Annotated in this window: 15 protein-coding genes; 14 read left to right on the top strand and 1 reads right to left on the bottom strand. The window is 48.5% G+C overall.

Translation table 11 applies throughout. The features are described from left to right. Window positions 1–29 precede the first annotated feature (29 nt). A complete protein-coding gene (gene gltB / locus LQ567_RS25105) occupies window positions 30–4,544 on the bottom strand; it encodes a glutamate synthase large subunit (protein WP_231008677.1) in 4,515 nt (1,504 codons plus the stop codon). 325 nt (window positions 4,545–4,869) lie between these two features. Here gltB and LQ567_RS25100 point away from each other — a divergent pair, with 325 nt between their 5' ends. The 14 genes from LQ567_RS25100 to LQ567_RS25035 all read left to right on the top strand — a co-directional run bounded on the left by LQ567_RS25100 (window position 4,870) and on the right by LQ567_RS25035 (window position 25,597). Next, entirely contained in the window at window positions 4,870–5,358 is a 489-nt protein-coding gene (locus LQ567_RS25100; protein ID WP_231008676.1) for a hypothetical protein, read from the top strand. A 117-nt stretch (window positions 5,359–5,475) separates the two neighbouring features. Continuing rightward, on the top strand, window positions 5,476–8,220 hold the full coding sequence (locus tag LQ567_RS25095) for an alpha-L-rhamnosidase (RefSeq protein WP_231008675.1): 2,745 nt from the start codon (window positions 5,476–5,478) through the stop codon (window positions 8,218–8,220). Window positions 8,221–8,425: 205 nt separating this feature from the next. Then, window positions 8,426–9,106, top strand: a complete 681-nt coding sequence (locus tag LQ567_RS25090) for a FadR/GntR family transcriptional regulator (protein ID WP_231008674.1) — start codon at window positions 8,426–8,428, stop codon at window positions 9,104–9,106. Between the two features lie 210 nt (window positions 9,107–9,316). Next, on the top strand, window positions 9,317–12,544 hold the full coding sequence (locus tag LQ567_RS25085) for a SusC/RagA family TonB-linked outer membrane protein (protein ID WP_231008673.1): 3,228 nt from the start codon (window positions 9,317–9,319) through the stop codon (window positions 12,542–12,544). A gap of 11 nt (window positions 12,545–12,555) precedes the next feature. Further along, window positions 12,556–13,992: a RagB/SusD family nutrient uptake outer membrane protein gene (locus tag LQ567_RS25080; protein ID WP_231008672.1), complete on the top strand. Its 1,437-nt coding sequence runs from the start codon at window positions 12,556–12,558 to the stop codon at window positions 13,990–13,992. A gap of 11 nt (window positions 13,993–14,003) precedes the next feature. Next, entirely contained in the window at window positions 14,004–15,122 is a 1,119-nt protein-coding gene (locus tag LQ567_RS25075) for a sialidase family protein (protein WP_231008671.1), read from the top strand. Between the two features lie 7 nt (window positions 15,123–15,129). Beyond that, window positions 15,130–16,638, top strand: a complete 1,509-nt coding sequence (locus LQ567_RS25070; protein ID WP_231008670.1) for a PKD domain-containing protein — start codon at window positions 15,130–15,132, stop codon at window positions 16,636–16,638. Between the two features lie 11 nt (window positions 16,639–16,649). Continuing rightward, the gene (locus LQ567_RS25065) at window positions 16,650–17,816 is read left to right on the top strand and encodes a sialidase family protein (protein ID WP_231008669.1); all 1,167 of its coding nucleotides are present in this window, start codon (window positions 16,650–16,652) and stop codon (window positions 17,814–17,816) included. Between the two features lie 55 nt (window positions 17,817–17,871). Next, the gene (locus LQ567_RS25060; RefSeq protein WP_231008668.1) at window positions 17,872–18,813 is read left to right on the top strand and encodes a dihydrodipicolinate synthase family protein; all 942 of its coding nucleotides are present in this window, start codon (window positions 17,872–17,874) and stop codon (window positions 18,811–18,813) included. Further along, window positions 18,803–19,852, top strand: coding sequence for a galactose oxidase (locus LQ567_RS25055; protein ID WP_231008667.1), 1,050 nt, complete (start codon window positions 18,803–18,805; stop codon window positions 19,850–19,852). Before LQ567_RS25060 ends, LQ567_RS25055 begins: the two co-directional genes overlap by 11 nt. A 22-nt stretch (window positions 19,853–19,874) precedes the next feature. Beyond that, window positions 19,875–21,128: an MFS transporter gene (locus LQ567_RS25050; protein WP_231008666.1), complete on the top strand. Its 1,254-nt coding sequence runs from the start codon at window positions 19,875–19,877 to the stop codon at window positions 21,126–21,128. A gap of 107 nt (window positions 21,129–21,235) precedes the next feature. Next, window positions 21,236–21,829: an RNA polymerase sigma-70 factor gene (locus tag LQ567_RS25045; protein WP_231008665.1), complete on the top strand. Its 594-nt coding sequence runs from the start codon at window positions 21,236–21,238 to the stop codon at window positions 21,827–21,829. A 55-nt stretch (window positions 21,830–21,884) separates the two neighbouring features. Beyond that, window positions 21,885–22,886: a FecR family protein gene (locus tag LQ567_RS25040; RefSeq protein ID WP_231008664.1), complete on the top strand. Its 1,002-nt coding sequence runs from the start codon at window positions 21,885–21,887 to the stop codon at window positions 22,884–22,886. A gap of 56 nt (window positions 22,887–22,942) precedes the next feature. Then, window positions 22,943–25,597: an outer membrane beta-barrel family protein gene (locus LQ567_RS25035; RefSeq protein ID WP_231008663.1), complete on the top strand. Its 2,655-nt coding sequence runs from the start codon at window positions 22,943–22,945 to the stop codon at window positions 25,595–25,597.

Genomic DNA, 25,597 nt, shown 5'->3' with positions numbered 1-25,597 from the left:
TTGAGATTTGAGATTTTAAATTTCTACGATTATGCCAATTGCTTTTGCTCTTCTTTTGCCAGTAATACTTTCTTGTATTCGGAGGGGAATACTTTTACAAAGTTCTTCAGCTGGTTTTCAAAATCATCGAGGATGAACTTGGCTACCGGGCTGTTGGTATACTGGTAATGTTTAGAAATATACTGGTTCAGGAATTGTGCATCCCCATCATTAACCGGATCCAGTTCCACCATTTCCTTATTGCAATTGTCTGCAAATTTCTGACTGGCATCATACACATAAGCGATACCGCCACTCATACCGGCCGCAAAGTTCCGTCCGGTATTGCCCAGGATAATCGCCTTTCCTCCGGTCATATATTCGCAGCCATGATCACCAACGCCTTCTACCACAACGGTGGCGCCGGAATTACGCACGGCAAAACGCTCACCCGCTTTTCCGCGGATAAAGCCTTCACCGCTGGTAGCTCCATAAAATGCTACGTTACCGATGATGCTGTTCTCTTCCGCTACAAAACCAGCCTTGGCATCGGGATAGGTGATAAGCTTGGCACCGCTTAATCCTTTACCAAAGTAGTCGTTGGCATCTCCTTCCAGTTCCAGTGTAATCCCTTTATTACAGAATGCACCAAAGCTTTGTCCGGCCGTTCCTTTCAGTTTCAGGTGCACGGTATCTTCCGGCAATCCTTCCGAACGGTATTTCTTAGTGATCTCGTGCGAAAGGATGGTTCCTGCCGCCCGGTCGGTATTTACGATATCAAATGCTGCTTTTACAGCCGTTCCGTTTTCGATAGCAGGCCTGGCAGCTTCTACAAACTTCCAGTCCAGCACGGATTTGATACCGTGATCCTGCTCTTCCGCATTATAAAGACCGATACCGTCTTCTTCCTGTTGGCGGTAAAGGATCGGGGATAGATCCAGGTTCTTGTATTTCCAGTGGGTGATGCCCTCTCTTACTTTAAGATCGTTCGACTGGCCGATCATTTCCTCTACGGTCCGGTATCCCAGTTCCGCCATTACTTCCCGCATATCTTCTGTCAGGAATTTGAAGAAATTTACTACGTGATCGGGGTTACCGGTAAAGCGTTTCCGCAGTTCCGGATCCTGTGTAGCCACACCAACCGGACAGGTATTCAGATGGCATTTGCGCATCATGATACAGCCTTCCACGATCAATGCAGCAGTGGCCACGCCCCATTCTTCGGCGCCCAGCATAGCGGCAATAACAATATCGCGGCCGGTACGCATCTGCCCGTCGGTCTGCAATACCACCCGGCTTCTTAGTTTATTTTTAACCAGGGTTTGTTGTGCTTCAGCCACGCCCAGTTCCCAGGGTAATCCTGCATGACGGATGGAGCTGATCGGGGAGGCCCCGGTTCCACCGTCATGACCTGCAATCAATACCACATCTGCCTTTGCTTTTGTAACACCTGCCGCGATGGTACCCACGCCGGCCTTGCTCACCAGTTTTACGTTGATGCGCGCATGACGGTTGGCATTTTTCAGGTCAAAGATCAATTGTGCCAGGTCCTCAATCGAATAAATATCGTGGTGCGGAGGCGGAGAAATCAATCCTACTCCGGGTGTCGCATGCCGGGTTTTACCAATCCAGTCATCTACCTTGTCGCCGGGAAGCTGTCCGCCTTCACCGGGCTTGGCACCCTGCGCCATTTTGATCTGCAATTCATCGGCCTCTGTTAAATACAGGCTGGTTACGCCAAAGCGGGCGCTGGCCACCTGCTTGATGGCACTGCGCATGCTATCGCCGTTTTCCAGCGGTGTATAACGGGCTTCATCTTCGCCGCCTTCACCGGTATTGCTTTTACCGCCCAGGCGGTTCATGGCAACGGCCAGTGTGGTATGTGCTTCCCAGCTGATAGAGCCAAAACTCATCGCGCCCGTCGCAAATCGTTTGTAAATTTTTTCAGCCGGCTCTACCTCATCAATGGAGATAGGTTTCCGGGTACGTTTAAAATCCAGCAAACCTCTTAATGTGATCGCCTTGGAGGTTTGATCATTTACGAGTTTTGTATATTTTTTGAAGATGTTGTAGTCATTCATTTTTGTTGAATACTGCAACAGATGAATGGTTTGCGGGTTAAACAGGTGGGCTTCCCCTTTTCGTTTCCACTGGTAAAAACCTCCTGTAGGAAGCTGATCTACCGGGTTGGGTTTCTGGCTGAATCCAAAATGATGTTTGGTCAATGCCTCGCGCGCAATTTCATCCAGCCCCATGCCTTCAATACGGGAAGTGGTGCCGGTAAAGTACTTCCGCACCACGGCCTGGTTGAGACCGATGATCTCAAAGATCTGTGCACCCTGGTAAGATTGCAGGGTAGAGATGCCCATTTTGGAGAACACTTTCAGCAGACCGTCGCTTACGGCTTTGATGTAGTTCTTATAAAGCTCTTCCGTAGAAAGCGTGGTCTTTATTTTTCCGGACTCTTTCAGGTTGTGAATAGTGGAGAAAGCCAGGTAGGGATTAATGGCCGTAGCGCCAAAGCCCAGCAGGCAGGCGAAATGGTGCACTTCCCAAACATCACCGGCTTCCACTACAATGCCTACTTTACCACGCAGACCTTTCCGGATCAGGTGATGATGCACTGCAGATACGGCCAGCAGCGAAGGAATGGGTGCGTGTTGACTGTCGATGGCACGGTCCTGCAATACCAATACTTCAAAACCATCATTCACCGCATCTTCTGCATACGCGCAGATTCGGTCCAGTCCTTTTTCAAGGGAGCCGGGTTTGCCGTCGGCCCTGAAATAACACTGCAGGGTTTTGGCCTGGAAGGTGCCCGTGTCAATACTCCGCAGGGTTTCCAGTTCAAAATTGGTGAGCACGGGTTGCTTTAGGGCTACCACGTGGCAATCCATTTCATCTTCAATCAACAGGCTTCCGTTATCACCTACAAAAGTGGCCAGCGACATTACCATGCGCTCCCGGATCGGATCGATGGGAGGATTGGTTACCTGTGCAAATAATTGTTTAAAGTACGAGCTCAGATGCTGGGGCTGATCGCTCAATACCGCCAGCGGGGTATCCACGCCCATAGCTCCGATCGGTTCTTTACCGGTGATGGCCATCGGGGAGATGATATTTTCAACGTCTTCCGAAGTGTACCCAAACGATTTCTGGTAGCGGAAGATCTGGTCTTCACTCAGGTTGGTAAACATCACCCGGGGTTCGGGGAGTTCATTCAAACGGATCTTATGTTTGTTGAGCCAGTCGCCGTAAGGCTTTTGTGAGCAGATTTCTTTTTTCAGTTCCTCATCGCTGATGATGCGGCCCTGCTCCATATCTACCACAAACATTTTTCCCGGCTGCAACCGGCCTTTTTCAATTACCAGGCTTTGGTCTACCGGTAATGCGCCGGTTTCAGAGGCCATGATCACCCGTCCATCGCTGGTTACACAATAGCGGGAGGGACGCAGACCGTTGCGGTCCAGTGTGGCACCAATGATCTTTCCGTCAGTAAAAGAAATAGAGGCAGGTCCGTCCCAGGGTTCCATCAGGCAGGCATGGAATTCATAAAATGCCTTCTTAACGGGGTCCATATCTTCATTGCCGTCCCAGGCTTCGGGAATCAGCATCATCATTACATGCGGCAGGGAACGGCCGGTAAGTGCCAGCAATTCGATCATATTATCCAGGCACGCAGAATCACTCTGGTCATTGCTTACGATCGGCACCAGCATGTCCATCTCTTCCTGTGTAAACAGCGGCGATTCAAAGCTGTTCTCGCTGGAACGCAACCAGTTCAGGTTGCCCTGCAATGTATTGATCTCACCATTGTGTGCAATAAAACGGAACGGCTGCGCCAGGCGCCAGGAGGGAAAGGTATTGGTGGCAAAGCGGGAATGCACCAGTCCAAAGGCACTTACGGTTCTATGATCCGTAAGATCCTTGTAATAAGTACGTACCTGGAAGCTGGTGAATTGTCCTTTATAAATAACGGTTCTGCATGACAGCGAGCTGATGTAAAAACCGATCGGATCTTTTTTTACCGCATTGGTGGTGAGATGCGTAGCGTATTTGCGCAATACAAAAAGCTTGCGCTCAAACTCTTCGGAGGTCTTGATATTATCCGGCTTTTGAAGAAAAACCTGCTCAATATCCGGTTCTACCGAAAGGGCAGAAGAACCAATGCCTTCAGTGCTTACCGGTACATTGCGCCACCGGATCACCTTCATGTGCATCTTTTCGGCAGCACGGGTGAAAATGTCGCGGCACTCTTCCCGGGCCTTTACTTCCTTCGGGAAAAAGATCATACCAACAGCATACTCTTCTACTGCCGGGAGGGAAATACCCATCTGTAGACATTCGTCATAAAAAAGCTCATGCGGAATCTGAATCATAATGCCGGCGCCGTCGCCCGTATTGGGCTCGTAACCACAGGCACCCCTGTGATCCATGTTTTCCAAAACCGTAAGGGCATCTGAAATCGTCTGGTGGTTTTTATTGCCCTTTATATTGGCAACGAAACCAATCCCACACGCATCACGTTCAAACGAAGGGTCGTATAATCCTTTTTTTTCTGTCATTTTTTTAAATAACGATTTTAAATAAATAAGTTTGGCTTTTCAATACAGAGTGGGCAATCGAGCTGTGTAAATTAATAAAAAATCTGCTTATTTAGACAATAGCCATTTGAATCGGTGAAAAAATTGAAATTTTATAAACAAAGTGTGTTTTTTGTTGAATTTTTTCAATAAAAAAACCGCCAGATTAAAAGTGATTTATAGCTATTGCCAAAATACTGCGGGATCTTTCAGAAGGCCACGCCGGCACACGGATTTAATGCCGGTTTCTGCGACGAATGGGGTATTTTTATCCGGCTGATTGTTCCACCGGTCTAAACTTAAACCTATGCGTTTTTTTACTTTTTTTAATGGCAAAAATAAAAAAGATTCCGGTGATGAAAAACCCGGAACCGCTCCGGCATTACAGCTTGATAAAGAGCTCGAACTGCTGGCCGCCGGCTTTCTTCAAAAGTATGCGGCAACATATCCGGGGCTTGATTTTTCGGTTCCCAGTCTTGAAATACTTGAAACCCTGCTTGAGGATGCCAGCGGGTTTTATAAGGAGATGACGTTTGAGCAGCAACAAAAAATTGTGAAGGGCGCCGGGGCCTATATTTTTGAGGTGGCCCGCAGGCATACCGGTGGTAGCTACTACTGGTATCAAAAACTGGATGAACCCATTTTCATCACTGGCCAGCCACATTTCGAAACCGGCATGCTCGCCTTTAGCCAGGTACGCAGCCGGCTGCAAAACGGCGCCGGCGATCCTGTTCCCGGTTATTTTGAAGGGTACACCCGGAGCGTGCAGCAGCGCCGGTCGGCCATTATCATTTAACGGACATCGTGCTTGTTAAATTAGAACTAGGACGGTGTAAATGACCGTGCATAACAGTGCAGGATAGTGATTTTCATGGTTTTAGTATTTTTGGCCTGCACCCAAATTCAATCAGCAATGCGATTCTTTGCCACGATCTTGTTTTTTCTGTTCTTCGTATGCCGGGTTCAGGCCGGTGGTATTACTGCAACGCAGTTAACCTGTGAACAAACGGTAAATCCCCTGGGAATAGACCTGGCCCGGCCGGCTTTCGGCTGGCAGCTCCGTTCGGCGGAACGCGGTCAGTTTCAAACGGCTTTCGAAATGATCGTGGGCGACCGCGCGGAGCAGGTATTGGCCGGAACGGGCAATGTTTGGCAAACGGGTAAGCGGAACTCCGCTGAAAATAGCATCATCCTTTTTGAGGGAAAGCAGCTGCGGTCCTTTACCCGTTATTTCTGGAAGGTAAGGGTATATGACCGCAATGGAAAGGCTTCGGAATGGAGCCCGGTGGCCTGGTTTGAAACCGCCATGCTGTCAGCAGCCGACTGGAAGGCCCAATGGATCAGTGATGGCCAGTCATTGCCGGGGACCGATGCCGGTTTTTATAAAGACGATCCGATGCCGGTGTTTAAACAGGCCGTGGCGGTTACAAAGCCTGTAAAGACGGCACGCCTGTATATTGCCGGGGCCGGTTATTTTGAGGCATACCTGAATGGTGAAAAAATAGGAAAGGATTGGCTGAGTCCCGGCTGGACGAATTTTGATAAAAGGATCCTGTACCGGGTATATGATATTACGGCAAACCTCCGGAAGGGCCGGAATATTGCGGGGTTGATGCTGGGGAACGGATGGTATAATCCGCTGCCCATGAGGTTCTGGGGCGTTTACAATCTCCGGAATGCGCTGGCTACCGGAAGGCCGGTTGTAAAAGCCCAGCTCCGGGTTACCTATACCGACGGCACAACGGAAACGATCAATACGGATAATAGCTGGAAATGGAAAGCGGGTCCGGTAATCCGGAACAGCGTTTATCTGGGAGAAACTTTTGATGGCCGGGCCGATACGAAGGCCTGGTTGCAGCAGGTGCCTGAAAGTGGAGATTTGCCGGCTGCCATAGCAAATGGACCCAAGGGTAAGCTTCAGGCGGATCTGCAACCCCCGGTACGGGTGGCAGCGGTTATAAAACCGGTTGCCGTTACGGAAGTGGCGCCCGGAAAGTTTGTAGCAGATATGGGCGTGAACTTTGCCGGCGTAGCCCGCATCCGGGTAAAGGCTCCGCAGGGAACGCGCATCTCGTTGCGCTATGGCGAAGACGTATACAAGGATGGAAACGTAAATGGCATGACGGCTGTAGCGGGGCAGATCAAGAATGGAAACGGCGGACCGGAAGCGCCGCCGGTGGCCTGGCAGGAAGACCACTTTATTGCCGGGGGCGGAGGCATGGAAACATGGAATCCCCGGTTTACCTTTCATGTGTTCCGGTATGTGGAGCTCACCGGCTGGCCCGGAAAACCAACGGTGGATGATATTGAAGGATTACAAATGCACGCGGATGTGCCCGATGCCGGTGTATTTGAATGTTCGAATCGGCTGTTCAATAAAATACAGGAGTTAACCCTGCGCACATTTAAAAGTAATATTTTCAGTGTGCAGTCAGACTGCGCCGGACGGGAGAAATTTGGCTATGGAGGCGATCTGTTTTGTACGCTGGAATCGTTCAGCTACAATTTTGATATGTATAATTTCTACCGGAAATCACTGCAGGATTTTGAAGATGATCAGCGCCCCTTGGGCGGCATTACAGAAACGGCGCCCTATGTGGGGTTACATGATAAGGGACCAGGAGATGCATCCGGTCCGCTGGGCTGGCAACTCGGGTATCCCTACCTGGTAAAAAAGTTATATGAGTTTTATGGAGATAAACGGGTGATCGAAACGTATTATCCTTCCCTTACAAAACAAATCCGTTTTCTAGAAGATCGTGCAAAGGGATTTTTATACGAAGAGGACATCAGCGATCATGAGTCGCTTGATCCCAAACCGGTTGCACTAACGGCTTCACTATTCTTCTTTCATCATGTGCAGCTGATGCGTGAGTTTTCGGAGCTTTTGAATAAGAAGGCGGAGGCGGACCGTTATGCTGCATTGGAAGCAAAGATCCGGGCGGCGATCCGGAAACGGTTTTACAAAGGTGCAGGCATTTTTGATAATCAAACACAGGCGGCACAATTGTTCGCGCTGTGGTATGACATCGCGGAGGAAAAAGAAAAGCAAGCGGTGCTCCGGCAACTGGTACAGGCGTTCGCGGCTAAAAATAACCATGTGTCCACCGGCATTTTTGCAACGAAAATGCTGTTTGATGTATTGCGGGTACATAACCTGGATACACTGGCCTATACCATAGTGAATCAAAAAGATTTTCCCGGCTGGGGCCATATGGTAGCGCAGGGGGCTACCACCTTATGGGAAACCTGGAAATATTCAGACAATACCTATTCGCAAAATCATCCGATGTTCGGATCCGTGAGCGAATGGTTTTACCGTTCGTTGCTGGGGATCAATGCAACGGCTCCCGGTTTTAAGACCTTTAGGATACAGCCACGTACTGCCGGACTCAGTTTTGCAAAAGGCTGGTATCGCTCACCTTACGGAACGATCGGTAGCAGCTGGGAACAACACGCGGATAACTTTTTGCTGCATGTGGAAATACCGGTAAATACCATGGCGGAAGTATGGATACCTGCCGCACCGGGATCTGTTTTGCTGGATGGAAAAAAAGCCGGGGCCCCGGGAACGGTTGTTTTTTTAAAAGAAGCGCAGGGGTACCAGGTTTACAAAGTTGCTTCAGGCACTTATACGTTTAGCTGCCGCTTAAAATAGCAGGTACAAGCAAGAGGGTTGGTGTACATCATAGCGTATGATGAAGGCAACGTTATGGCGTTCTGTTTTGTCGGGCGCATACGGTGTGATAGCGGGTAAAGGGCTAACTGCTCCGGTATACATCGGCATAGCGAAAGATTAAATGCGGCGATTTCGGATGAATGCATAATTTTGTTCAATTGTAGTACAAAAAAAATTCCACTCTATGGTTGAAGGCATTAAACCGATCGGTGCCAAATCGATGGCAGAACAGGTAGAACTGAGTCTGCGCGAATATTTTACAAAGCAATCCTTTAAGCCGGGTGACGCATTACCTACCGAACTGGAGCTCGCAGCTTCGCTGGGCGTAAGCCGGAATGTGGTACGGGAGGCCCTGAGCCGTTTTAAAATGCTGGGCATTATTGAATCGAAGAAAAAGGTGGGGATGATCATTTCCAACCCGGATATCGTGGGCACTTTTGAAAAAGTGCTGAACCCTGCAATTATGGATACCGCCACACTGCAGGACCTGTTTGAACTGCGCCTGGCCCTGGAGGTTGGGATCGCCGACCTGCTGTTTATCCGCAAAACGGCCGCGGATATCGATGAACTGGACGCCATTGCTGCAAATGAAACCAAAGGCGACTTCTTCCGGATCAACAATGAAATTGCCTTTCATGGCAAGCTGTATGAAATGACCGGAAACGAAACCCTGAAGAACTTTCAAAAACTATTGCTGCCCATCTTCGGTTATGTAGTAAAACTGGAAAAAGAAAAACAGGTGTCCGGAAAAGTTTCACATAAGGACCTGGTAAAACTGCTGCGCAAGGGCGATAAGGAAGCCTTCAAGAAAGGAATGCTGGCGCACCTGCAACCGCATTACGACCGGCTCAAATCCAGCCGCTGATAATATACGCCGGCAGCGTTTGATGCCGGTAAGCAATCGTTCCCCTTTTTCATGGATATAACCTTTGGTTAATTTTTTTTGTAGAATGATATTATGTTCTATATTTGTTATGTAGAACATAACTACTAAATGATTGTCGGTGAAAAAATAACCCGGGTCCTGGAAAATCATCCGGAGTAAAAAATGTTTAAGGTCATACAAATCATTGCCATGAAGTCGATTGCATTATGCTGTTTTTTTTGTTGCTGTTTTATGGGGCCGATGCTCCTGAATGCGCAAACGTCAAAGGGAATCACCGGTACGGTGGTGAGCGAGGAGCTGCAGCCCATACCCGGCGCCAGTGTGTTGGTAAAGGGCACCACGGCAGGTACCACAACGGATACGGCCGGGTTTTTTAGCCTTTCCTTAGCGCAAGGTTCCGCTATCCTGGTGGTTAGTGCGGTAGGGTATAAAGAAAGGGAAATTATACCCGGGAAGGAATCGCATATTACGGTAACGCTGGATTCCCGGTCGGACCCCTTAAATGAGGTGGTGGTCATCGCTTACGGTAAGCAATCCCGTACAACGTTAACCACGTCGGTATCAAAAGTGGGCAGCCAGGAATTTAAGAATGCGCCGGGGATAAATCCGCTGGTGCAGTTACAGGGCAAGGTGGCTGGGGTATCTATCCAGTTATCAGATGGCCAGCCCGGTGCCAATCCACAGATATTTATCCGGGGCGGAAGCTCCACATCTCCTGAAAGCGACGCGCCTTTATTGATTGTGGATGGAATTGTTGGCCAGATGCGGAACATCAGCGATCTGAACCCGGATGACATCGAATCGATGGAGATCTTAAAGGATGCGGCTTCTACCGCTTTATACGGGGCCCGGGCTGCAAACGGCGTTATTATTGTTACTACCAAAAAAGGTGCTGCCGGAAAGCCCAAGATCAATATCAAGTTTTCAACGGGCCAGGATCAGCAGGCGAAAAAGTATGATTTTTTAAACGCCCGCGATTATATTTATGTAACCCGTAAAAACATCGCTGCATATAATACCACCAATCCGCAATTGTACTTAAGCGGCGGCACTTATGGAATGTCTACCGGTAACCCGCGCAACTCAAAAAATACACTTGAATTCCTGGATGTGTATATAAAAGATTATGGTGAGGCGTACGTGGCGGACCTTATTAATAACCAGGGCTGGGAAACCATGGAAGATCCGGCTACCGGAAGGAAACTTATCTTTAAGAATACGGATTTTGAAAATGTAACCTATCAGCATGCCAACCGCTTTGATGTGGACGCCAGTGTAAGCGGCGGCTCCGACAAGTATACCTATTACCTGGGGCTGGGTCATAATAACCAGCAGGGCATTGTATACGGCACCTACTACAAGGGCTATAATGGCTTGTTTAACGGTACCATGAAGCTGAGTAATAAATGGAGTATGAATACCAGCTTCAGTTTCCAGCTGCGGAATGCCAATGCCCCTAATAACTATACCAATGTGGTAAACCGCTCTCTTAAAACACCGCCTACCTACCGCCTCCTTTTTGAAGATGGCACACCTGCTCCGGGTGAGGGGATATCTTCCTTTGTACCGCGGCTTTATGAAGTATATTATAAGGAAAAATATACCGATGTAAAAGTATACCGTTATACATCCAAGATTGGGGCGAACTGGGATATTTTGCCGGGATTGAAATTTACGCCTACCTTCTATTATTTTACAACGGAGGGGATCGAAAACAGGTATGAGGCCTTCAGTACGGTGTATAAGAACCGGAATGCATCGGCCAATCATAATTTCGACCGGCAAACCCAGCTGGACGGTATCTTATCCTATAATAAACAAATCGGACAGGGGCATCGCCTGAATACAGTGGTGGGAACCAGCTATATCAATAATTATGCGTATCGGCTAAATGGCAGCGGGCGCGGCGCTCCCACGGATTATATTACAACCCTGAATGCCACAGTAGCCGAAACACAGCGTATTTCTTCCACCAAATCTTCCGAGGCAATGATGAGTTATTTCGGCCGGGCCGACTATGATTATAAATCGCGGTATATGCTCTCGGCCGGCCTGCGGATGGACGGTTCTTCGCGTTTTGCAGAGAAAAGGCGGCAGGCGTTCTTTCCCGGTTTATCTGCCGGATGGAATGTGCATAAGGAGGCATTTTGGGATCCGATGTTAAAAACGATCAGTTCGCTGAAATTGCGCTCCAGCTTCGGTATGGTAGGAAATAATAATATCGGGGCCTATGATGCATATGGCCAGTATGCAACGGGCTATAATTATGCCGGCCAGGTGGGCATCCTGAATACTACGCTTAAAAATGATATCCTGGTTTGGGAAAAAACGGCTTCATTTGACGCGGGGGCGGATATCGGTTTTCTCAACAACCGGGTAACGCTGATCCTGGATTATTATAATAAATTAACATCCAACCGGCTTTTTGATAAACCACTGGATGCGACCACCGGTTTTGCTTCTATCAAGAGCAATTATGGTTCTATCCGCAACAGTGGTTTTGAAATTGAGGTGGAAGCGCTGCCGGTACAAACCCGGGATTTTTCCTGGAAAGTTAATGCCACGTTTTCTTACAACAAAGGCGTGGTGGTAAAACTGCCCGCAAACCAGGAAGATAAAAACCGCGTGGGGGGCAATTATATCTATGATCCCGCTTCGGGAACCTATAGGAAAGTGGGCGGGTTGGCGGAAGGGGAGCGTTTTGGACAGCGCTGGGCCTATCATCTGCTGGGAGCGTATGCAACGGACGAAGATGCGGCGAATGCACCAAGAGATCTCAATGCCAGCGGCCGTGTAAAACTGGGTGGGGATGCAATTTGGGATGACCTCGACGGGAATGGCATTATTGATAACAACGATATGATCTTTATGGGATATATACGTCCGGACAAAACAGGCGGCTTTGTCAATACGGTGATGTATAAAAACCTCTCATTACGCTTTGTTGGCGATTGGGCTACCGGTCATGTGATCGATAATAAGTTCAAGGCTGATGTTATGGGAAGTGCCCGCAATAATAACGCTGCCCTGCCGGATGTAATGGGGCCGGATGTATGGAAACAACCGGGTGACCGGGCAACAGTTCCGAAGTATACCGTGCAAAGCGATTACGATTATAATTTCAGGAATCATCTTCGCTGGGATAATGGAATCGGCAATTCGGATGGATCCAATAATTCATTGTATTACTCAAAAGGCGATTTCCTGGCGTTCCGTGAAGTTACATTGAGCTACCGTTTCCCACAGAAGCTCATCGGCCGGATCTTTCTGCAAAACCTGGAAGTATTTGGCTCGGTATATAACCTGGGATACCTTACCCATTACAACGGGCTGATGCCTGAAGTATATACGGGATCCGACCCGGGTTTATACCCCCGGCCAAGACAGGTAATCTTTGGAGTAAATGCAACCTTTTAAATCATATTGAAATGAAAAATTATTGCGTACTTATTTTTTTACTCGCGGGGTTGTTCTTGCTGCCCGCCTGTGAAAAGCTGATCGATATAAAGCCGGACTCTGCCATCACTGCAGAAAACTACTGGAATGCGGAGGGGGATGTAACCGGATACCTTACCGGTATCTACACAAAGTACCGGGATGTAATGAACAATACCTATTACCTGGAAGACAGGGGCGATGCGTTTAGCCCGGGCCTGGAATCAGGAATGTCTTCTGCCTGGCTGCAGAACCTGACTCCTCAGAATGCGCCCAACTGGCTGGATTTTTACAATGTGATACACCATTGTAACCTGGTACTAAAATATGCGCCTGGTATTGCGTTTACCCAGGAAGCAAATAAAATGCGGATACTGGCCCAGGTGAAATTTATCCGGGCGCATATTTACTTTACGCTGTTACGCTGCTGGGGCAATGTGCCGGTGGTTACCGAACCAACCGAAAGTGCAGATATGCCGCTTCCCGCAAGAACAAAGGCTGCGGAGGTTATTACGTTTGTACTGAACGATATTGATGCGGCCATCAGCGCTTTCCCTGAAGATAATATTAAAGACAAGGACCTGGCTTCAAAACAGGCGGCCTATGCGTTAAAGGCAGATGTTTTGCTTTGGCGTGCAAAAGTATTGAACGGCGGAACAACCGATCTTACAGAGGTGGTTGCGGCAGCCGATAAGGCAGCAGCCGGTTTAAGCCTGGAAGACGAGTTTTCAAAAATATTCAGCACGGATAACCGGAAAGGCAAGGAAGTACTGTTTGCATTACATTTTGCAAAGGATGAGAAATCGGATCAGTATAGTAAGCAACTCAAACCACGTGACATTTTTGTTCAGTCGGCATTGAATAAAAATGATATACCCTATGCTGTAAGCGGCGCCCGGAGCCAGTATGCGCCGTCTGATAAACTGCAACAAGCCTTCAAGGCGAATGCAAATGATAAAAGAGCAAATGCTTCGTTTATTGTTGCTACCGGTGCTAACAATGCGGTGATTGGTGTATTTGATAATAAAATGCGCGGAACCGTTTATCCGGATAACCGGTATTACGACAACGACATTATTATATACCGCCTGGGAGAATTGATCCTTTTTAAAGCAGAGGCGCTGGCAGCTATGGGACGTACCACAGAAGCGATCGCCGAATTGGATAAGATACGGGTACGCGCGGGTATCGGAAACTACAAGGGGGCAACCGATAAGCTGTCTGTAGAACGGGAGATACTCAACGAACGTTTCAGGGAACTGTACCTGGAGCTGAAGCGCTGGCCGGACCTGTTGCGCTTTCATTTTGAAGGTGTGATTGATGTACGGGCGGAAGTAGCTAATATGAACGGGCCTGTGCCGCTTTTCTTCCCCATTCCGAAAGCACAGATAGATGTGAATCCTAACTTAATTCAGACAGAAGGATATTAAATTTTAAAACGATGCTTACAAAAACGCTTTTTTCAATATGGTTTAGCGGCCTGGTATTGATAGCCACCGGATGTAAAAAACAAGGCCTGGTTGGGTTTGAACCGGTAAATCCAAATGCACCGGGACTGGCAGATTCGAATAAGTATGTGAAACTTTTTGAGCGCGGATATAAAGGATATGCGTTGTTTCGCATTCCGGCAATAGTGCGTGCAAAATCCGGTACGCTGCTGGCCATTGCAGAAGGAAGGATGTGCGGCTCCTGCGGTGATGCCGGTGATATTAATATGGTACTGAAAAGAAGCACGGATGGTGGTAACACCTGGAGCGATTTAATGGTGATCTGGGATGACGGGGGAAACACTTGTGGAAACCCCGTACCTATTGTGGATGAAGAAACCGGAACCATTCATTTGTTAATGAGCTGGAATAACACCCGGGCATTTGTAACCCGGTCAACCGATGAAGGGCTCACCTGGTCAACACCGGAGGAGATTACCGCCGGCGTAAAAGAGGTGGGCTGGACCTGGTATGCAACCGGGCCGGTGCACGGCATCCAGATAAAGGAAGGCGCTTATAAAGGCCGGATGATTGCACCTACTTATACGAGCGCAAGCAATTTGGGAAATAAGAGTTATTCTTTTTCTGTTTACTCAGATGACCATGGCGCTACCTGGAAGAAAGGTGCTTTGACAAAACAGGGAGATGTTGGTGAGTGTACCGTGGCGGAAACCAATACCGGCCTGTTGCTCAATATGCGCTCCTCTGTATCCAATGCGCGGGTGTTTACCGCAAGTACCGATGGTGGCTTAACCTGGGGTAACAACCAGTTGCAGCCGGATCTTGTAGATCCTAAATGCCAGGGAAGTATGATCAGTTTTAAACAGAATGGAAGTTGGGTATTACTGCAATCCAACGCTGCGGCACAAACGCGTACGAATATGACCGTGAAAATGTCTGGGGATGACGGAAAAACCTGGAACAAGGCCTACACCGTTTTCTACGGAGCCGCCGCTTATTCCGATATGGCGTTGCTGGATGACCGGCACATCGGGTTGATTTTTGAGAACGGCGATAAGAGCCCCTATGACCGGATCTATTTTAAACGCATTCCATTATCTAACCTTCAATAACGGCCGTATGAAGATCATAAATTATTTATCGGGGATCACTTTAGCTATCGGGCTGATGTTGGCAGGGTGCAGAAAGGATAAGGTCAGCACTGTCATTACCGTCGATTTCACTGTTGATAAAGTGGCACTTACTGCGGGTGATAGCGTTAGCTTTAAAGAGCTGGCGCAGGGCACCGTTTCAAATTGGCATTGGGAATTTGAAGGAGGGGAGCCTGCTACATCCAATCTCTCCGGCCCAACCGTAACCTATAAAGTACCCGGAAATTACTCCGTAACGTTAACGTTGAGAAATGCAGCCGGTGAAGTAACGCTTACCAAAGAAAAGATGATCGCGGTAGGCTATAGTCGGGTTGAAGCAGCCTTCACCCAGCAAAAGACAGTGGCGCTTCAAAATGAAAAGCTGCAGTTTACTGATATCAGCAAGGGGTTGCCCGCTTCATGGAAATGGGAATTTACGGCGCTGGCAACCGGCGCGATTATTCGCTCGGATAAGCAGCATCCGCAGATGAATTTTGCCGATACCGGTTTTTATGATATCCGGCTGATCGCATCAAACCCCGACTACAGCGATACCATTGTAAAAGAAAAAGCATTGCACATCATTGATCCCTATACCCTGGTGGCGGCTTTTGACGCCGATGTGCAATCCATTTACGAGGGGCAACGTGTACGATTTACCGATCAGTCCCTGGGTATTGCCACGGAATGGGCCTGGGAAATAAAAGGGGATGCCGAAACCTTCCGGTCTGCGGAACAACATCCTTCCTTTCTGTTTGAAAAGGCCGGTCTTTATACAGTAACATTAAGTATCAAAAATGAGGTGACCGCGCATTCAAAAACAGTGGAACGGTTTATAAGAGTAATTCCGGTAGACGGATTGGTTGGTTATTTTCCATTTAATCATTCCATTAACGATGAAGGTCCGTTAAAGCTTTCTGTTACAAAGAAGGGACAGGTAGGTGTCGAGCAGGCCGGAAGAAATGGAACGACAACCGGTGTAGGCAGCTTTGATGGCAGCGGAGGGCTTATGGTGGCCGATAATCCTGGTTTTAATATGGGGGCGGGGGACTTTACGGTTTCCGTTTGGATACAATCCTCCAGCACTGTACGGATGATGGTATGGCAGGAAAGCGGTAAGAACGGTTCAAAAGATAACCAGGCCTGGTTGCGCCTGAACAGCTCCGTTACACAATATACGGCCTTTAATACGGAGGATGCGGCCGGTGGTTCATTCCTGGCGCTGGCGGATCCGGGGAATATTGCGGATGGAAAATGGTACCATGTTGTTGCCGTACGTTCGGGATTGGTAACAAAGATTTATATTAACGGTCAGAAAATGACGGAGCGCAGCTCAACCACGGGGATAAAAGAGGTTTCCAATGCCGCAGACTTCAAGATCGGTATGCAGGAAGGAGCAAGAAGTTTTAGTAATTATTTTATTGGAAAGCTGGATGAACTGATGGTGTACAAGCGCGCGTTAAATGATAACGAAATTGCCAATCTGTTTAAATATTAATGATGGAAAGTATGATGATATCCGGTAAAAACAACCAGGGCCGCAACCGGTGGTGGAGGTGGGCCGGGGTGATTACCGTAATACTGTTGATAAGTGCCTGCGGCGCACGCCTGCAATCACCGGCAATGCAGCCTGTAACTGTTTTTGAGCCGGATGCTGTATATAAATCAACCCGTATACCGGCGCTGGTATATACAAAGCGCGGCTCGCTGCTGGCCTTTTGCGAAGGCCGTATCGGCACGGCAAGCGACTGGGCAGATATGAACCTGATCATGCGCCGCAGCACCGATGGGGGAAACAGCTGGGAACCGATCCTGATCATCGATTCGATGAAAGGCGGCCCGGTTGGTAATCCAACACCCATTGTTGATGCAAACGGTACCGTGCACCTGTTATACCAGCGGGATTATGCAGAAGGATTTTATACCTGTTCAAAAGATGATGGTAAATCCTGGTCGAAACCGGTGAATATAACAGCTACCTATAATGCCTTTAAAGGAGCATATAACTGGAAAGTATTAGCACCCGGGCCCGGACACGGCATTCAACTCAAGAACGGTCGATTGCTCAGTGCCGTATGGCTGGCCAACTCCGGCCGGTTAACACCGCGGAGAAGTCATGCTCCATCCTGTGTTGCTACTATCTATAGCGACGACCATGGCAAGACCTGGAACCGGGGTGCGATTATTGCCGACAGCACTGCTGCCATTTCGAATCCCAATGAAAGCATGCCGGTACAGCTGCCGGATGGATCGGTGCTGATGAGTATCCGCAATCCATCGAAACGACAACGGAGGGCGTTTAGTAAAAGTAGCACCGGCGCTGATAACTGGACAGAAATAACATTTGCGGAGGCGTTATTTGATCCTACCTGTATGGCGCCCATTCTTGCATTACCCAAATTAGGGAAGCAGCCGGCATTATTGTTTGTAAATCCAGACAGCAGGGATATCGAAAAACATCCGCGCAGAAATCTTTCTGCAAAACTGTCATTTGATGAGGGCGCTACCTGGAGTTTTAATAAAGTGATTGATGCAGGCCCTTCGGGTTACAGCGATTTGGCCGTAGATGAAAAAGGAACGGTCTATTGCCTGTATGAGTCGGCATCAAAAGACCGTGATTTTAATTACCGGCTGGTGTTAAAGAAGTTGCCGGCAAAATGGTTTCAGAAAAAATAGCCCGGTTAAAAAATGCAGGGGAGTATTAAGCAGCATAAAAGCAGAAATTATACGAATGAAAATAAAAGGATTAATTGCAGCAACATTTAGTACGCTGCACGCAGATGGCTCTGTAAATGTTGATATGATTCCATTACTGGTGGAGCAACTGATCACCGATGGAGTGCAGGGCATATTTATTTGTGGTACAAACGGGGAGGGGCCCAATCTTACCGAGGAAGAACGGATGCAGGTAGCCGAAGCATATGTGAAAGCAGTAAACAGGCGCATGCTGGTATTTGTGCACGTAGGGCATAGCGCTATCGCCATATCGCGCCGCCTCGCAAAACATGCCCGTTCTATTGGTGCCGACGCCATATCTTCTGTAGCCGGGTTTTATTTTAAACCCGCATCCGTTAACAACCTGGTCGATTGTATGGCCGCTATTGCCGAAGCGGCACCGGATATTCCGTTCTACTACTATCATATCCCGGCCATTACCGGCATTGCTGTAGATATGATCCGTTTTCTGGAACTGGCCGAAGCGCAGATACCCAGCTTCGCCGGCATTAAATACACTGCAGCCACATTGCAGGAGTATCAAAGCTGTTTGAATTATAAAGACGGCAAGTACGATATCCTTTTTGGATATGATGAGTTGTTATTACCGGCGCTTGCTGTAGGCGCAAAAGGGGCCATCGGCAGTACTTATACATTTGCGGCCCCGCTGTACAATGCCGTCATCCGGGCATTTGAACAGGGCAACCTGGAAAGGGCCAGGGCCCTGCAATGGCAGGCCGTGCAAATGATTTCCTGTTTGCCGGAATTTGGTCCGATACCCACGCAAAAAGCAATTGTACGTTTAAGAGGACTGGAGTTAGGTCCCTGCCGGTTACCCTTAACGGCATTGACAGCCGATCAACGGCAACACGTGCAGCAACGGCTAGCGGCCGTTCATTTCTTTGAAAACCTGGACCGGATTCAGCAGGAAGATGAATCGATAAAAAATGAAAAATAAACGCTGGTTCATATTATTCATAGCCACATATATGTTGTTGAATCCGATAGCTGCACAGCAGTTTGAAATCGAATATTGGAGCGCATTGCCGGATACAACGGGTTTTGCGGGTTCTTTTGCAGGACTTGTCAACAACCGGCTGGTAGTGGCCGGCGGCAGCAATTTTCCAGGTGGCGGCGCGCCCTGGCTGGGCTCAAAAAAAGTATGGTACAGCGAGGTATTCCTGTTGGAGAAAAAGACGGCTGCATGGAAAAAGATCGGCCACCTGCCCCGGCCGCTTGGGTATGGGGTATCCGTTTCATTACCCGAAGGGTTGCTTTGTATCGGCGGAAGTAATGCGGCCGGGCACCGTGCGGAGGTATTACTCCTGCAGATCAAGGAAGGGGTGCTGAAAACAGATACGCTGCAACCGTTGCCGCAGCCGCTGGCCAATACCTGCGGCGTAAAGGTGGGAAACAAGATCTATGTGGCGGGCGGTATTGCAGCACCGGATGCAGGCACAACCACTGCCGCTTTTTATGAACTGGATCTTTCGGATGGTTTAAGAAGCGCTCAATGGAAGGCATTGGCCTCCTGGCCCGGCCCGTCGCGTATGTTGGCCGTAGCGGCTGCAGTTGGAGATGATTTTTATCTGTTTAGCGGTGCCCGCCTGGTAAACGGAAAACGGGAGTATCTTAGAGATGCATACCGTTTTTCGGAAGGAACGGGATGGACGAAAATTGCAGCCCTTCCATATCCGGCGGTGGCGGCTGCTTCACCACTGATGCATGACCGGCAGCACCTCTATCTTTTAGGCGGTGACGACGGCAGCAATGCCGGTAAGGATCTGCGCGAAGCACATCCGGGGTTTGGCAAAAAAATGCTGGTATACGATTTCCGGAAAAATACCTGGTCGATCCTTCCTGATATCAGCGCAGATATGCCATTCATTCCTGTAACCACTACCGCCGTTTTGTGGGGAGATCATTGGGTGCTTCCGGGAGGGGAGATAAAACCAGGCATCCGTACACCGGAAGTGCTGACCGTGTTAAAAAAGTAATCATCAGGAACAATCGTTCATCATGCTGTTAAAGGAGAAAAAATATTATAAGTGGATCGTGGTAGCCTTGTTATGGGTGGTGGCCCTGCTCAATTATCTCGACAGGCAGATGCTTTCCACGATGCGGCCTTCCATGCAGATCGATATTGCAGAGTTGCAGAGTGCTGCCAATTTCGGACACCTGATGGCGGGTTTCCTCTGGATTTATGGTTTGATGTCGCCGGTATCCGGCATCATTGCCGACCGGTTAAACCGGAAATGGCTGATTGCCGGAAGCTTGTTTGTATGGTCTGCGGTTACCTTGCTCATGGGGGTTGCCACTTCCTTTAACCAGCTATACGGTTTGCGCGCAGTAATGGGCATCAGTGAAGCCTTGTATATACCGGCGGCCCTGTCGTTGATCGCAGACTACCATTCTTCAAAGACAAGATCGCTGGCCGTAGGCATACATATGATCGGGTTGTATGCAGGGCAGGCCTTTGGAGGATTTGGCGCCACTGTGGCGCAGGCCTATTCCTGGCAGGCAACCTTTCATGCTTTTGGTATTGCCGGAATTATTTATGCGGTGGTACTGATCCTGTTTTTAAAGGAACACCGGTCGGCCGAACTGCAGGTATCGCCGAACAAAAAAGCGGGTCCGCCGGTATCCCAAACCTTTAAAACACTGTTTTCAAATCTTTCTTTTTGGATCCTCCTGTTATATTTTACGGTGCCCAGTATCCCCGGCTGGGCTGTAAAGAACTGGCTGCCTACTCTTTTTTCCGGCCATCTGGGAATGGAAATGGGTACCGCCGGCCCGCTTGCTACCGTTACTATTGCGGTTTCATCACTGGTGGGTGTTGTGGCGGGCGGACTGCTATCGGACCGGTGGGTACAGAAGAACCTAAAGGGGCGTGTGTATACCAGCGCCCTGGGTATACTGCTTACCATTCCGGCACTGTTGCTGCTGGGGTATGGGCGTACCTTATTGCCGCTTACCGGCGCTGCATTTTGCTTTGGTTTGGGTTTTGGTATGTTTGATGCCAATAATATGCCCATCCTCTGCCAGCTGGTGGCACCAAAATACCGGGCCACTGCTTATGGGCTTATGAATATGACCAGCGTTCTGTTAGGCGCATGGATTACCGATGTATTAGGAAGATCTGTGGATGCAGGCCATTTGCGCCGGGATTTTGCCATGCTGTCTGTTATTGTTTTGCTGGCCCTGATCTTGCAAATGGTGTTGCTGAATCCGAAAACGGTTGACTATAAAGAGGAAACCCGACCGCGCCTGTAGCCCTATGTGCAGCTTCCGCACCCCTGCTGCCATTTAAGGTGAATACCGTAAAATAAAATGAACGGCTGCGTAAGTATATGCATTATTTTTAGTGTCTGTATACAGGCATGCAAGCAACATCCATCCATTTACTGTTCCGGCAGATCGGCGAAGGGCAAAAAAATGCCTTTAACCAGCTGTTCTACCGCTATTATGAGCAGATGGTGCGGTTTGCTCTGCAATATGTAAAACAACCCGAGCCTGCGGAGGAGCTGGTATCTTCTGTCTTTGTTAACATCTGGCAAAAACGCTCCCGGCTTAATGAGGTCCGCGCGCCGGAGGTCTATCTTTTTGTATCTGTAAAAAACGCTTCTCTCAATTACCTGCGGCAGTCTGCAAAATTGCGTACCTCCTTTCATGTGCCGGAGTTGCCCGGTGAACGCATCGGTAGTACTGCAGACACGGAATACAGGGAACTGGAAACGATTGTGCATGCAGCCGTGGAGCGTTTGCCGGCACAGCGGCAGCTGATTTTTAAATTGATCAGGGAGGAGGGGCTAAAAGCAAGGGAAGTGGCGGCAATTCTTTCGGTTTCTGTAAGAACTGTTGAAAACCAGCTGTACAAGGCTGTAAAAAGCCTGGCTGATGCCATCAGCGATTACCTGGGTTATCATCCGAAGGAACAGCGGGTAACCGGAAAAACACTGTTATTATTTTTTTGAGCAGGGTGAGTATGCCGGATGTTTTTTTTGTCTTTATAAAAGCAGCATAAATAATATGAACAGGGAAAAATTTTTAGCCTTGTTGTCAAAGAAGATGAGAAATGAACTTTCACCGGGGGAACAGGAAGTGTTTGACCGGTGTGTGGCTGAAAACAAGGAGTACAGGCAACTCGATGAAGCGATCGGAACGGGCACAGGTCAAACAATGGCATCCCTGCCCGGTTTGGAGGCACGGCTTTCAGCGATCTGGGAGCGCATAGCGGCGGATGATGACGCGATGCCGGCGCAGATAAAGAGGCCTGTATTACGGTGGGCGGCGCTGTTAAAAATAGCAGCTGTATTATTATTGATTGCGGGCGCAATTGTATGGATGCGCGCTTATAATAAATCAACAAAAGAAGAACGGATGCTGGTACTTCAGACAACGGACGAAAAATTATACACAACACTCCCGGATGGTACGCAGGTAACGCTGAACAACCATTCGACCCTGGAATACAATACGGAGTTTGGGGAAGAAAAGCGCAAGATCGTGCTGCAGGGGGAGGCGTTTTTTGATGTAACTGAAAATAAGAACATTCCCCTGCAGGTATTGGCAGGTCCGCTTGTCGTAGAAGTAAAAGGAACTGCCTTCAATGTAAATGCCTATAAATATAATGCGGAAGTGCAAGTAGTATTGCTGCGTGGATCGGTGGAAGTGTCACGGCGCGGTGACCGCACGGATAAGGTATTACTTAGGCCCAATCAATGGTTACTGGCGCCCAACACGGCAGCGGGGGCAATGCAGTTTCGCATTGATTCGGTTGATGTGCAAATGGCAGCGCATTTGCATTGGGCAGAAGACTCCCTGGTGTTTAGAAAAGAACAGTTACAGCATATTGCTTTAAAACTTGAAAAAAAATACGGCGTAACCATTGAAATCAAAACAGCGGCGCTGAAAGAAAAACGGTTCAGCGGAATGTTTGTTAATGAAAGCCTGGCAGAAGGGCTGGAGGCGCTAAAGATGGCTTATCCGTTCCAATATAAAATTGAGGATAAAAAGGTCACGATCCGGTAAGGACTGCCGGCTGTAACAATTTTTTAAAACGGGCGTATACTGTAGAAGCAAACGTTATGAACCGGGCAAGGAGGGGGGTATTTATTTTTTTAATGATTGTATGGGCAACATATGTACCCGCACAGAACCGGAAGGTTTCTGTTAATGCTTTGCATCAACCAATCAAAACAGTGCTGGACCAGCTGCAGCGGTTAAGCGGTTATACGATCATTTATAGTGATGAAATCGTGCTGGACTCCATGACCACTTCTGTAAACGTTCAGCGGGAGCCGGTCTCAGGCATCTTAAACCGGATATTGCCGCCCCTGGGTTTATTTTATACAAGCCGTACAGAGCACCTGATTGTAATAGGAAGTAAAGCACTTCGGGATCAGGCGGCGGTGAGTCAGCAACCGGTACAGGAACTGGAGGGAAGGGTGATCGGAACGGATCAAAAGCCCGTACCCTATGCATCGGTTACCTTGATGGATGAGGGACACACATTAGGGGGCACCGCAGGGGAAAACGATGGTCGGTTCCGGATCCTGTATGGGTTTGAACCGGGGAAAACGTATCGCCTGCAAGTGTCTTCCGTTGGCTATAAGGCCGCGAGCTTTATGATGGTGTTTTCCGATACATTAAAGCTGGTACCGCTGGTTCTTGAAAAAGAGAAAGGGACCATGAATGTGGTAACCGTTGCCGCCTCCAGACCGCTGGTGGAAAGAAGAGCCGATCGGTTTATTGTAAATGTAGAAGGAACGCCGCTGGCCGATGGAAATAATGCGCTGGAAGTATTGCAAAAGGCACCGGGTATTTGGGTAGATCCGGACGGCACGATCAAAATCCAGGGAAACGGGTCGGTAACGGTGATGATCAATGATGTGGTACAACGGATGTCTGGTTCTGATCTGGCCGAGTACCTTCGCACCATCCGGTCGGAAAATATCAAGAAGATCGAAGTCATCGCCAATCCTCCCGCCGAGTATGAGGCCTCCGGTACCGGGGGAATGATACATATCATTTTGAAAAAGGCAAGAGATGAAGGATTTACGGGACAGCTTACCGGGCAATATAAGCAACAAAAAGGAAAACCTTATTTGTCTGCCGGCGTTTCGGCACAGTATAAGATAAAGCGTTTTTACTTCTTTGGCAACGGCTCCCTATCCAAGGAGGAACAGGTGTATTATGCACGTACCATCAATAGCTATAAAGATAACAGCACCTACGACGGAATCACCGACAGGGTCAACAACAACCGCCAATCTGCTTTCCAGGGCGGCGTGGTGTATGATATCTCCGGCAAGCAATCCCTGAGTTTCCAGGGGGGTACCACCGGAACGGATCTTTTACGCAAGTTTAAAACAGGCATCACGCTAAAGGATGCTGCCGGCACAATGGTTACCGGCAACTCGGTTACCGACTGGCGCCGCACCCCCCGCCTGTTGACAGGTACGCTTAACTACAGTTATAAACTAGATACCCTGGGTTCGGTATTTAAGATCCTGGCGGATTATGTAAAGGGACGAAAAACGGAAGAGATGCAGGTGGCATCTGTATATACAGACCCACTGAAGGATACACTTTACCGCAACAGCTATCCCAGCAACACAGCTATTTACAGTGGCCAGGCAGATTATCTGCATTACTTTACCGGGGTAACCAAACTGCAGGCGGGATTAAAATATGTGGCCACTCAACGGGATAACACCATTACTACCGAGCAGATGATGAATGAAGCCTGGGTCATCAACAAAGATGCCAGTAACCAGTTTATATATGATGAAAACCTGCTGATGGGCTATGCGGCAATGGAGACTTCCGTAAAACGAACCAGTGTTAAACTGGGGCTGCGCGCGGAAGAAACATCTATGAAGGGAAATAATGTGACCTCCGCACAGGAATTTACGCGGAGGTACCTGAATCTGTTTCCATCTGTGTTTTTATTGCAACAGCTCAATGATAAAGCCGTTCCGGCCACCCTGTCGTTTAGTTATAGCCGGAGGATCCGCCGGCCGCAGTTCGGGGATCTGAATCCTTTCCGGCTACGCATCGGTGATTATTCTGTTATGGTGGGTAATCCCGATCTGTTGCCCGAGTATTCGGATAATTACAGGATGGGGTATAATTTCTGGAAAGGTTATGGGCTGAACCTGCTATACCAACGGACCAATAACATCATCGCAGAGTTTGCCAATCCTCAGCCCGATGGGGTAATCGAGTACCAGACACGGAATTTTAAATACCGCACTTCTTATGGTGCTTCGGCATATGCACCGGTTAAGATCACAAAGTGGTGGTCCGCCAATGTTTACACCGGGCTTTTTTATACAGCCTATGTTATCAATAATTTTCAGTTTGCCCAAACGGCCTTCAACCTGAATACCTATCAAACCTTTACATTGAAAAAGAATTTTGATGCTACCCTCTTCACCGTTTACAATTCGCCCTATGTAGTGGGCAATACCCGTCATGCCACGATGTTTATTACCGATGTGTCATTTGGAAAAAAGTTTTTTGATAATAAGTTGCGGCTGCGATTAAACCTTACCGATGTGTTCAATACATTCAGAGAAAAAACCCTCACTACCTATGACGGTGTAAAGATCGACTTCTACCAGAAGCGCCCGACCCGGACGATCGGTATTTCTGTTAATTACCTGCTGAACGCGGGTAAAAAGATCAAGGATAAAAAGGTAGAACAAAGCGCCGAAGAAGAAAAAAACCGGATATAA

Origin of the sequence: Niabella pedocola (assembly GCF_021044425.1) — a bacterium.
GTDB lineage: Bacteria > Bacteroidota > Bacteroidia > Chitinophagales > Chitinophagaceae > Niabella > Niabella pedocola.
The sequence above is the reverse complement of the archived record's forward strand: the minus strand, read 5'-3'. Positions and strand labels throughout refer to the sequence as shown.